Below are 12227 nucleotides of genomic sequence, written 5' to 3' on the forward strand. Positions count from 1 at the left end.
TATGCTTATTTGCCTTCCTTGGCGGCTTCTTGACTTTCGGCATACTTTTGCTTGATGTAGTTGGCAGAGGTCTGCAGCTTTTCCAGTTCTTCATCAGTCAGATCCAGTTGAACCTGTTTCAAGATGCCATCGCGACCAACAACGGCAGGGTAGGAAAGATAGGTGCCGTATTCTTCACGATAGTTGGAAACTGGCAGTTCCGTGTGGGCATCGGAAAGAATCGTGTTGACCAGACGAACGGCAGCCGTTGCGACCCCGTAGTTAGTGTACTTCTTGCCACGGAAAACGGTAAAACCGCCAACCCGTGCTTCTTGGTCCAGACTGTCCAAGTCCAAGCCGCGATCCTTGGCCAGTTCAGTAATTGGCTGATCCAAAACGCGAACCGTTGACCAAGCCGTAAATTGTGAGTTACCGTGTTCGCCAAGGTTATAGCCGGTAACGGAACGAGGATCCAGGTGCAGACGCTGAGCAACGGCCCGCTTCATCCGCGCGGAGTCAAGCAGCGTCCCGGTACCGATGACATGATTCTTTGGCAGACCAGTAACCTCTTGATAAATTGAAGTAATCACGTCAACTGGGTTGGTAATTACGACCATCTTGCCATGGAAGCCAGATTCCTTAATCTTTTGAGCAACCTCACGGACTTGAACACGCGTAAATGGCAGTTCGGCAAAGCGGTCATCATCTTTGTTATCCTGCAGCTTGATATTGCCAAGTGCTGAAACTACGACATCAGCATCTTCCAATTGTGAGTAATCATTAACGAAGATGTTGGTGTGGTTCTTCAGATTAGGCATTGCGTCGTAGAAGTCCAATGCGTCAGCTTTGACTTTGGCTTCGTTTTTGTCAATCAGCACCAGATCATCAACAAAGCCACAAGCAACAATATAGTGAGCGACTGCGGCACCAACGTTTCCCATTCCGATAACAGCAACTTTTCGACTCATACGGACATCTCCCTTTAAAATTAGAATAAAAACTTATTTTTTAATGTTTTTCTAATATTAACGCTATTTTTTATAAATGTCTATGAAAAGTTTGCTGAAAATAGCAAACTTTTTGCGAGTCGACCGTGCTAAGATTAGAAAAATACCATCTTTAAGGAGAAATGATTTAACAGTGGGCATGCAATATTATCTAATCAGCGATCTGGACCATACGCTGCTCAATGAACAAGGCAGATTGAGTCAAAGAACGATTCATGCCGTCGTTTCTAGCGGTCTTTCACTGATGCTGGACTCAGCAAGAATGCCGGCTCAGATGCTGGATGTCATCAATCAGCTGCAACTGAAGGGACCACAGACAGCCTTAAATGGCGCGGTTGTTTTTCAGCCAAATCAGGATAAATTTGAAATCTTAAACCAGCATGCGATTCCTGATCCAGCCGCGCAAAAGGTGCAAGAATTGATTGAATCGGTGTTTCCTCAGCTCAATCTTACCTGGATGGATGCTTTTGCTTGGCATGTCTCAACTTATGACCAAGGGGTAGCCAATGAGATCTTTTATACTGGCATCAAGCCAATCTATGATGTACATAATCGCCCAATCCAAAACGCACTGCAAATGCTTTTGATCATTGAAGATCCCATCCTTTTAAAAAAGGTCAAATCAGCAATCCTAAGTCTACAGTCAGCTGAGATTGCAGTACATGAAGCCGGTGATGGCTATTTGACGATTAACGCAGCCAGTGCCGATAAGAGTCAGGCTGCGCATTATTTGATCAATCATGGTCTAGCCAGTTATGGTCAGTTGATGGCATTTGGCGACGATGAAAACGATCTGCCGCTGCTTAAAAGCGTCGCTCATCCGGTTGCCATGGCAAATGCCAGTCAAAACGTTAAGGAAAGCGCTGAGATAATCGCTTTAAGCAACGAAAAAGATGGTATAGCCCAAATTATTGAACGAATTGCACCAAACAAGGACCAAGTGCGGTATACTTAAGTTACTGTGATACAGGTGATTATAATTTAAGGAGATGTCATTGTGAGTTGGAAAGATACCTACCAAACCTGGCTCGATCGCAAAGATCTGGAACCTGGCTTGAAGCGTCAATTGGCAGCAATGAAGGACGAAAAAGAAATTGAGGATGCCTTTTATGGTCCGCTTTCGTTTGGAACGGCCGGCATGCGAGGATTGATGGGTCCTGGGATCAACCGTATGAATGTCTACACGGTTCGGCAGGCTACGGAAGGTCTGGCTCAATTTATGGACACGCTGGGTGATGAGATCAAACAGCGCGGGGTTGCCATCAGCTACGATTCCCGTCACAACTCGCGTCTGTTTGCACACGACGCTGCCCGTGTTCTGGGAGCCCACAACATTAAGGTCTACATCTACGATAATCTGCGGCCAACCCCTGAGCTGTCGTTTGCCGTACGCTACAAGCACACTTATGCCGGTATTATGATTACGGCCAGCCATAACCCTAAGGAATACAACGGCTACAAGATCTACGGTGAAGACGGCGGTCAGATGCCACCTAAGGAATCTGATCTGATGACCAGCTATATTCGCAAGATTGATGATATTTTTGATATCAAGCTGGCTGACGAGCAGGAAATGCTGGATAACGGTATTGAAAACATCATGGGCGAAGACGTGGACGCCGCTTACCTTGAAAATGCTAAGACGGTTACGATCGACCATGAGCTGGCCAAAAAGTACGGTAAGGAAATGAAGTTTGTCTTCACGCCGCTGTGCGGAACCGGTCGAATGCTTGGCGAACGGGCCTTGCGTCAAGCCGGCTTTACCAACTATGAGGTCGAACCATTTGAAGGTCAGCCAAATGGTGATTTCCCTGGCTTGGAACATCCAAATCCAGAATTCCCTGAAGCCTTCGTTCGTTCTGAAAAGCTGGGTAAGCAGGTTAATGCCGATATTCTAATCGCTACTGACCCTGATGCCGACCGTCTGGGATGTGCAATTCGTCAGCCAGATGGTGAATACCTGCTCTTGACTGGTAACCAGATTGCCTCAATTATGCTGCACTACATTTTGGAAGCCCACAAACAGGCTGGTACGCTGCCAGAAAATGCAGCTGCTGTTAAATCGATCGTTTCGACTGAGTTTGCCACCAAGATTGCAGAAGACTATGGTGTCAAGATGGTCAACGTCTTAACCGGCTTTAAGTGGATTGCCGATCAGATTCACCAATATGAGACCAAGCACAACCACACGTTTATGTTTGGTTTTGAAGAAAGTTTCGGCTATCTGATCAAGCCATTCGTCCGCGACAAGGATGCCATTCAAACGCTGACGCTGCTGGCTGAAGTAGCTGCCTATTACCGGAGCCGCAATATGACGCTGTACGATGGTCTGCAGGAACTGTTCCAAAAGTATGGCTACTTCCAAGAAAAGACGATTGCCAATACTTATGCTGGGGTTGAGGGACCCGCTAAGATCAAGGGCTTGATGAAGAAGTTCCGTGAAGAGGCACCAAAGGACTTTGCCGGTCAAAAGGTTGCAGCTACCGAAGACTTCTCCAACAATACCAAGACGCTGGCCGATGGTACGGTTGAAGAACTGGGCATTCCAGAATCAAACGTACTGCGCTATGTTTTGGCTGATGGTACCTGGATTGCTATTCGTCCTTCTGGTACAGAACCAAAACTTAAGTACTACATTGGTACGAGTGCCGACACTTTGAATGGCGCTAAGCAAAAGCTGGTTGACTTTGAAAAGGCACTGCAGGAATTTGCTGAGGCCTAGTCAATCTGAAAAACGACTTGCGGGGAACCACAAGCCGTTTTTATTATTATTTTAAGAAAGCAGGTGATCAAATGGGAATGCATGAATACTTAAAAAGTCTGAGTGATCTTGAGATGATCAACCGTGCACCGGGATATTTTAAATTTGAGCAGCATAACGTGGCAGCTCATTCGTTTAAGGTTACCCAGGCGGCACAGATGCTGGGCGATATTGAAGAGCAGGCTGGCAATGAGATTGATTGGCGCTCGCTTTATGAAAAGGCCTTGAATCATGACTATACGGAACGCTTCATCGGTGATATCAAGACGCCGGTCAAGTATGCCACGCCAGAGCTGCGTGAGATGCTGGCCAAAGTTGATGACTCATTGACGGAAAACTTTATTGAAACCGAAATTCCGCTAGAGTTTCGTAAGGCCTATCGGCGACGCTTTAGCGAAGGTAAAGATGATACGATTGAGGGACGAATTTTATCCGTGGCTGATAAGATCGATCTGATGTATGAGTCGTTTGGCGAAATTCAAAAAGGCAATCCAGAGCCGGTCTACATGGATATTTATCGCTCCAGTCTAGAATCGATCATGGAGTTTCATGAGATGGCCAGCGTTAAGTATTTCTTAAAAAGAATTCTGCCTGAACTCTTAAAAGACAATGCGGGGACGCAAAGTCAGACGCAATTGGCCGTTGTTACCACGCAGATTATTCAACGTTAAAATTAAAATAAAAAGATTCTGCCGAAATGCAGAATCTTTTTGTTATATGGAAAATGGCAACAGCAGCTGGACATGTCTTGAATTGACGTTTGCAAGCGGCAGTGATTTAAATGAATCTTGAGTTAAGGGCTCATTATGCCAGCTATTTTGAGTGGGTACCAAAAGATAAGGCCAAGCTGCTTGAATTCTTGAGGTCATGGAAAAATTAATAACAACCTCGCTAAACCAGCGATGGACTAGTGCCATGGCAATATTGCTTAAAGCACCGACAAAGTCTGCAACGTTATTAAAATGAGCCAGTTCAGCATCGTAATCCAAAATCTCATGATCATGGGCCAGATCTCTAGCCAGGGCAAGCAGCGGTACGATGCCGGTCTGTAGCAGAAAATAGTCGTTTCTATCATGTGACTGACCGTGATAAAGCTGCAGGGCCTGCCAGGACTGCTGAGTGCCGATGACGTCAAGCAGAGCTGCTATAACTTCTATAGTCTGAACGACGGTCTGTTCAGAAGCGGGTCGCAATGAATTGGCATAGCTGGTCATCATTTGATCAGCAAGGCTGGTCGAGCCGGCAAAGCGCCAGGGATTGGCCATGAACTCCTCGGTAAATGAAGGAATTACATGATGAAGTCTCTGGGCGGCAATGCGCTCGCGCTGCTCATCAAAAACGGTAAACGTGTTCAGTCCCAGCGGTGAATAGTAAAATTCCGTCTCACCCGGTTTTAATGGTGACGATGAAAATGTCTTTAAAATGTAGTCATGGACTGGGTCGCTGGAAAACTCCTGCAATAATAGTTCAAACAACTCATCTGGGATCATCAGCATCATCCTTTCTAATCATGATCCTCACTGGCCAAATCGGCATTCAAAGACATGGCCATAATGACGCGACCATGCAGATTCCAATAATCCGCGCGTGTAGGAAACTCATCTTGCAGCGTCCAGTGCTCGAAATGGCGATCCGGCTGTAAAAACAAGGTGTCGCTAGCAGCGGCCTCGCCAAGGTCAGGCTGCTCGGTCATTTCCAGTGCTAAGGCATGAAATAAGGTAAAAACCCATTGATCAAATTGGTGATAATTGGTTGAAAACAAATCATCAGCCGAGAAGTTAAAGGCATTTTCCATTGAGTGGGCTAAATGATATAAAGGTGCAAAGCCGGCGGTAAACATCTGATAGTCATGATGCATTGGGTCAGTACCGAAAAAGCACAGTAAGGCATGATCCAGTGATGTCGTTCCCACATGATCCAATAACTGAGCGCTGACTCGCCAGATATGAATTGGCTGACCAGTCAGCTCTCCCATCCAGCGCGTGGCCTGAGCCGTTGAATAGCGATAGTCGCTTTCGTTAAAGTCCTGACTGAAACTTTGAGAAAAGGCCAGCTGCTGAAATTTCTCCGGAATGCCGCGCTTTTTTTGCATCATCAGTGAGCGCTGATTCAGTTCCATCCGTGCTTGATCATAAGCTGCGATGGTTGTTTTAGTGGGCCGAAAGATAAACTCGGTCTGTCCGGGCTTTAAAAGTGGTGAGCGAAAGAATCCGGTTAGATAATTGGTATGCCGATTAAAGCGGTAGGTCAGATACTCACGCTCCAATCCTTTGCACATGGCTGGCGTAACAAACATGGCCAACTTCCTTTCCGATACTGAATAGATATAATTAATTTTTTCACGTTTTTTCTGATTTGACAAATAAATGCATTTTTGAACTTGATCGCCTATAATTTAGTTCAACGCTACTGCAAGGGGGATTTTAAATGGATAAGCCAACGCGCCGTCGAATTGATGGTCAGATTCTACTGTCGGGCCTGGCTAATTTTGCCATGTTTGTCGGCGGCTTTTGTCTGGCCGGTCATCATATGGGCTGGATGGCGGCCATGCTGCTGATTTATCTGGCAGCTACGGGACTGCAGTTTTATCTGATGGGTAAATTAGCTACCCAACAGCGTCATGATGATTAAAAATGCGCTATACTAAGTGAAGAATAATTTAAAAAGGGGTCAATTGCCAATGATTTTGACTTTTGCCGTTAATGGCACGCTATTGGATGAAACGCCATTTTTTGATGCATTAAAAGCACTTGCCAAAGAGCCAGAACTGGATGAAGAACAGGTTGTTTCGGCTTACCGCTTCTACCAGGCTCGCTTACAGTATGGCCAGGCATACCAGGATCAAAAGACGATCTTAAAGCAGACCTTAATGCTGATGGACGTGCAATTTAATGACCGCGGCTGGTTTGGTCGTCACTATGACGAGCTGCTGGCCGCCCAAAAAGAACTGCATCCATTCAACGATGCTTTAAAGGCGCTGCCGGTATTAAAGCGTCATAATAAACTGTATGCGATTGCCAATACCGACAATGATATTGCTCAAGCTCAGCTGCAGGAATTGAATGAATGGCTGGATGGCATCTTGACTGCTGAACAAGTACAGGATTACCAGCCACAGGCAGCCTTATTTGATCTGGTCAGCGAAAAGCTCAACCTTGACCAACAGGCTCATGCACATATCGGCAGTGATTATTGGCAAGATATCAAGCCAGCTGCTGATCGGTCTTGGCATAACGTTTGGATCAATCGGCAAGGAATGGCCAACTCACGGATGTACAAGCACAATAAGGCGCTGCCAACCTTAGAGAAGCTGCCAGACTATATTGCCCGCGTTGTGCCAGATATGGAGGAACGAGCTGCGCACCAATCAAACTAAAGAGCTTAAGCTGCCAAATCAGGCGGCTTTTTATTTTTAAGGCAGGAGCAAATCGTTAGACGAATAAACGTTCGTGTGCTAAACTTGTACCGATTTTATGCGACGGCAGAATCAGCGAATCCTGCTGTCGTCAACAAGGAGGAATTCTTTTGATTTATCGTCAGCCTGATCGACCATTTGAACTGGTTTCTGACTACCGGCCAACCGGTGATCAGCCCGAGGCCATTGCTCAGTTGACGCAAGGTCTTAAAGAAGGCGAGCATGCCCAGATTCTGCTGGGGGCAACCGGGACTGGCAAGACGTTTACGATCTCAAACGTCATTGCCCAAAACAACAAGCCAACACTGATTTTGTCGCACAACAAGACTCTGGCCGGTCAGCTGTATGGTGAGATGAAAAAGTTCTTCCCCAACAATGCAGTTGAGTATTTTGTTTCCTATTATGACTACTATCAGCCGGAAGCCTATGTACCATCCAGTGACACCTATATTGAAAAGGATGCCTCAATTAATGATGAGATCGATAAATTGAGGCATGCAGCCACCAGCGCGCTTTTGGAACGCAATGACGTAATCGTTGTCGCTTCGGTTTCCAGTATTTTTGGTTTGGGTGATCCGCGCGAATATCGTGATCATGTCTTGTCGCTGCACGTTGGTCAAGAAATCGAGCGTAACCAGCTGCTTAGAGACCTGGTCGAGATTCAGTTTGATCGCAACGATATTGATTTTCAGCGTGGCCGTTTTCGCGTTCATGGCGACGTTGTCGAGATCTTTCCAGCTTCGTGTGACCAGCGAGCACTGCGCGTTGAGTTTTTTGGCGATGAGATCGATCGAATTCGTGAAGTCGATGCTTTGACTGGCGAGATTATCGGTGATCGTGAACAGGTTTCGATTTTCCCGGCTACGCACTTTTTAACCAGTGACGATATTATGGATACTGCCTTACCACAGATTGAAGCTGAGATGAAAGAGCAGGTTGCAAAATTTACTAAAGAAGGCAAGCCGTTGGAAGCGGAACGGATTCAGCAACGGACGACCTATGATATTGAAATGATGCGCGAGATGGGCTACACCAACGGTATTGAAAACTATTCGCGCTTCATGGATGGCAGAAAGCCCGGCGAGCCACCATTTACGCTGTTGGACTTTTTCCCTAAGGATTTTCTGCTGGTCGTTGACGAATCACATCAGACCATGCCACAAGTACGTGGGATGTATAATGGTGACCGCGCTCGTAAGCAGCAGCTGATCGATTATGGATTCCGGCTGCCAAGTGCTTTAGACAACCGGCCACTGAGACTAAGCGAGTTTGAAGAACGAATCAATCAGGTTATCTACATGTCAGCCACACCAGGCCCTTATGAACTGGCCCAGACTGATCATGTTGTTCAACAGATTATCCGGCCAACCGGACTTTTGGATCCTAAGGTTGAGGTTCGGCCAGTTATGGGACAGATTGATGATCTGGTTGGTGAGATCAATCAGCGGATCGAAAAGAACGAGCGCGTCTTGATTACGACTCTGACTAAAAAGATGTCAGAGGATCTGACCGACTATCTAAAGGATCTGGGCTTAAAAGTCAAATATCTGCACAGTGACATTAAGACATTGGAGCGAACTCAGATTATTCGTGAGCTCCGGTTAGGCAAGTTTGATGTTTTAGTCGGAATCAACCTGTTGCGGGAAGGTCTGGATATTCCGGAAGTTTCGCTGGTCGCAATTTTAGATGCGGATAAGGAAGGCTTTCTGCGCAATGAACGCTCCTTGATTCAAACCATTGGGCGGGCTGCCCGTAATGCTAACGGTCAGGTTATCATGTACGCCGATACGATTACCGATTCAATGCAGGGTGCCATCGATGAGACCAAGCGGCGGCGTGAAATTCAAGAAGCCTACAATCAGGCCCATCATATCGTGCCCAAAACCATCATCAAGCCGATTCAAGAAGCGATTAGTGCCGTTAAGCCAGCCGAAGATACTGGTAAGGTTGAGCATGATACTGAATTTACGGTCAAGGACTTTAAGGCCCTGGCTAAAGACGAGCAGGCAAATCTTTTGGCTGAGCTGACCGAGCAGATGCGCTCAGCTGCCAAGCGACTTGATTTTGAACAGGCGGCCACGCTGCGCGATACGATCATGGAACTCAATGCCGCAATCAAGCATCAGAAAACCAAACAGGCTAAGCACTGAGACTAGGGGGATTTGGCAATGGCCAACGATAAAATCGTGGTGCATGGTGCACGTGCCCACAACTTAAAAAATATAGACGTAACGATTCCTAAAAACAAGCTGATCGTGATCACGGGGCTTTCCGGATCAGGCAAGAGCTCACTGGCCTTTGATACACTGTATGCTGAAGGACAGCGTCGCTATGTTGAGAGCCTTTCTGCCTATGCGCGGCAGTTCTTGGGGCAGATGGACAAACCCGATGTTGACTCGATCGATGGCCTGTCACCGGCAATTTCGATCGATCAAAAAACAACTTCGCACAATCCGCGTTCTACGGTCGGCACGGTTACTGAGATCAATGACTTTTTGCGGCTGCTGTGGGCAAGGGTTGGGACGCCAATCTGTCCTAATGATGGCAGCGTGATTGCCAGTCAGTCCGTCGAGAAGATGGTTGACCGTGTATTGGAATTGCCAAAACGCACGCGACTGCAGGTCTTGGCTCCGGTCGTTCGTGATAAGAAGGGAACACAAAAAGCGGTCTTTGAAAAAATCAAGAAGGCCGGTTTCGTCCGTGTCCAAGTCGATGGCGAGACCTATGATCTTGAAGAGATTCCAGAGCTGGATAAAAATAAAAAGCATACCGTTGACGTGGTGGTTGATCGAATCATCATCAAAGATGGTATCCGCTCGCGCCTATTCGACTCGTTTGAGGCTGCGCTGCGTTTAAGCGATGGTTATGCAACGGCGGACGTGATTGGCGGAACGCCATTGATGTTTTCTGAGCAGTATGCCTGTCCAGTCTGCGGCTTTACGGTTGGCGAATTAGAACCACGACTGTTTTCATTCAACGCACCGCTGGGGGCCTGCTCTGAGTGTGAAGGCCTGGGCAGTAAATTAGAGGTTGACGAAGAATTAGTCGTGCCAGATCGACAAAAAACACTGCGTGAAGGTGCCATGCTGCCATGGAATCCAATCTCGTCTCAGTACTATCCAAAAATGCTGGAACAGTTCTGTGACTCGGTTGGCATTGATATGGACGTACCATTTGAAAAGCTGCCGGCCAAGCAGCAAAAGCAGGTTCTTTATGGCAATGGTGAGACGACGTTTCATTTTCATTATGAAAACGACTTTGGCGGGGTGCGTGACGTTGACGTACCGTTTGAAGGCGTCATTAACAATGTCAAGCGGCGTTACCATGAAACCAACTCTGACTTTACTCGTGAGCAGATGCGCAAGTATATGACTGAGCTGCCATGTCCGGCCTGTCATGGCTATCGTTTGAACGAAAAGGCTTTGGCCGTTAAGATCATGGGTAAAAACATTGGCGAGGTCTCTGAACTGCCAATCAGCCAAGCCATTCCATTCTTTAAAGATGTTGAGTTGTCACCAGCCAAGACCAAGATTGCCAAGCCGATTCTAAAAGAAATTTTGGATCGCTTGACGTTTATGGCTAACGTTGGCGTTGAATACCTGACGCTGAGTCGAGCCGCACGGACGCTTTCGGGTGGTGAGGCGCAGCGAATTCGGTTGGCTACTCAGATTGGCTCAAACCTTTCCGGCGTCATGTACGTCTTGGATGAACCATCAATTGGTCTGCATCAGCGCGACAATGATCGACTGATCGCTTCACTCAAGAAGATGCGTGATCTGGGTAATACTCTGATCGTCGTTGAACACGATGAGGATACCATGCGGGCAGCTGACTACATTATCGATATTGGCCCCGGCGCCGGTGAAAACGGTGGTCAAGTCATGGCCGCTGGAACGCCAAAACAGATCATGCGTTCACGCAAGTCGCTGACTGGTCAATATCTTTCCGGCAAACAGCTGATTCCTGTACCTGAAAAACGGCGTAGCGGCAACGGAAACTTTATTGAACTAAAAGGCGCCCAGGCCAATAATCTGAAAAATATCGACGTTAAATTCCCGTTGGGTGAATTTATTTGCGTAACCGGCGTTTCCGGATCTGGCAAGTCAACGCTGGTCAATCTGATCCTCAAGCGCATCCTGGCTCAAAAGCTTAATGGTGCATCAGCCAAGCCAGGACGCTATGCTTCGATCAGTGGTCTGGAAAATATCGAAAAAGTCATTGATATTGATCAATCGCCAATCGGTCGGACGCCGCGCAGCAATCCGGCAACCTATACCGGGGTCTTTGACGATATTCGTGATCTGTTCGCACAGACCAATGAGGCTAAATTACGCGGCTATACCAAAGGACGCTTCAGTTTTAACGTCAAGGGCGGTCGCTGTGAGGCCTGCCGCGGTGATGGGATCTTAAAAATCGAGATGAACTTTTTGCCTGATGTCTATGTACCATGTGAGGTCTGTCATGGCACACGTTATAATTCCGAAACGCTGGAAGTTGAATATAAAGGCAAAAACATTGCTGAAGTCCTTAAGATGACGGTTTCTGAAGCACTGGAATTCTTCAGTGCCATTCCGAAGATCCGGCGCAAGCTGCAGACGATTGAAGACGTTGGGCTGGGCTACGTGCAGTTGGGTCAGCCGGCAACGACGCTTTCGGGTGGTGAGGCCCAGCGGATGAAACTAGCCAGTGAATTGCACCGGCAGTCGCATGGCAAGAGCTTTTATATTCTTGATGAGCCGACAACCGGTCTGCACATGTCTGATATCAAGCGGCTCTTGGGTGTTTTGCAGCGTCTGGTTGATACCGGCAATACCGTCTTGGTAATCGAACATGACCTGGATGTGGTTAAATCAGCGGACTGGCTGATTGATCTGGGGCCAGAAGGCGGCGAGGCTGGCGGCTATATCGTGGCCACCGGGACGCCAGAAACAATTGCTGAAGTGTCAGAAAGCTATACGGGACAATACCTCAAGCCGATGCTGGAGCGTGACCGCAAATGGGCTGCTCAGCATGAAAGATAAAATGATTTTGATTTGAATGTTACTAGTCCAGTGGAGTTTGATCC

At 47.3% G+C, this 12227-nt stretch carries 10 protein-coding genes; 7 read left to right on the top strand and 3 right to left on the bottom strand.

Annotated features, from left to right (window positions below; translation table 11 throughout):
- Window positions 1–5: 5 nt before the first annotated feature.
- Window positions 6–947 (bottom strand): L-lactate dehydrogenase, encoded by a 942-nt coding sequence (locus QOS03_RS04915; RefSeq protein ID WP_283575541.1) that lies wholly within the window; start codon window positions 945–947, stop codon window positions 6–8.
- A 178-nt stretch (window positions 948–1125) separates the two neighbouring features.
- Here QOS03_RS04915 and QOS03_RS04920 point away from each other — a divergent pair, with 178 nt between their 5' ends.
- The 3 genes from QOS03_RS04920 (at window position 1126) to QOS03_RS04930 (ending at window position 4418) form a co-directional block, all read left to right on the top strand.
- Complete coding sequence (locus QOS03_RS04920; protein WP_283575562.1) at window positions 1126–1941, top strand: HAD-IIB family hydrolase; 816 nt, start codon at window positions 1126–1128, stop codon at window positions 1939–1941.
- Between the two features lie 42 nt (window positions 1942–1983).
- Entirely contained in the window at window positions 1984–3708 is a 1725-nt protein-coding gene (locus tag QOS03_RS04925) for a phospho-sugar mutase (RefSeq protein WP_283575542.1), read from the top strand.
- Between the two features lie 71 nt (window positions 3709–3779).
- Window positions 3780–4418, top strand: a complete 639-nt coding sequence (locus QOS03_RS04930) for a YfbR-like 5'-deoxynucleotidase (protein WP_169461271.1) — start codon at window positions 3780–3782, stop codon at window positions 4416–4418.
- Between the two features lie 42 nt (window positions 4419–4460).
- Here the strand turns inward: QOS03_RS04930 and QOS03_RS04935 are convergent, their stop codons facing one another.
- Together QOS03_RS04935 and QOS03_RS04940 are read right to left on the bottom strand one after the other, a co-directional pair.
- On the bottom strand, window positions 4461–5237 hold the full coding sequence (locus QOS03_RS04935; RefSeq protein WP_283575543.1) for a hypothetical protein: 777 nt from the start codon (window positions 5235–5237) through the stop codon (window positions 4461–4463).
- Window positions 5238–5251: 14 nt separating this feature from the next.
- On the bottom strand, window positions 5252–6043 hold the full coding sequence (locus tag QOS03_RS04940) for a hypothetical protein (protein ID WP_283575544.1): 792 nt from the start codon (window positions 6041–6043) through the stop codon (window positions 5252–5254).
- A gap of 131 nt (window positions 6044–6174) precedes the next feature.
- On the opposite strand from QOS03_RS04940, the gene QOS03_RS04945 reads away from it, so the two are divergent.
- The 4 genes from QOS03_RS04945 (at window position 6175) to uvrA (ending at window position 12183) form a co-directional block, all read left to right on the top strand.
- Window positions 6175–6378: a hypothetical protein gene (locus QOS03_RS04945; protein ID WP_283575545.1), complete on the top strand. Its 204-nt coding sequence runs from the start codon at window positions 6175–6177 to the stop codon at window positions 6376–6378.
- Between the two features lie 49 nt (window positions 6379–6427).
- Window positions 6428–7123, top strand: coding sequence for an HAD family hydrolase (locus QOS03_RS04950; protein ID WP_283575546.1), 696 nt, complete (start codon window positions 6428–6430; stop codon window positions 7121–7123).
- A gap of 149 nt (window positions 7124–7272) precedes the next feature.
- Entirely contained in the window at window positions 7273–9312 is a 2040-nt protein-coding gene (uvrB, locus tag QOS03_RS04955) for an excinuclease ABC subunit UvrB (RefSeq protein WP_283575547.1), read from the top strand.
- Window positions 9313–9330: 18 nt separating this feature from the next.
- Window positions 9331–12183 carry an excinuclease ABC subunit UvrA gene (uvrA, locus tag QOS03_RS04960; protein ID WP_283575548.1) on the top strand — a complete coding sequence of 951 codons (2853 nt, stop codon included), beginning with the start codon at window positions 9331–9333 and terminating at the stop codon, window positions 12181–12183.
- Window positions 12184–12227 lie beyond the last annotated feature (44 nt).

Source organism: Limosilactobacillus pulli (assembly GCF_947381555.1).
In the GTDB taxonomy this organism is placed as follows: domain Bacteria; phylum Bacillota; class Bacilli; order Lactobacillales; family Lactobacillaceae; genus Limosilactobacillus; species Limosilactobacillus pulli.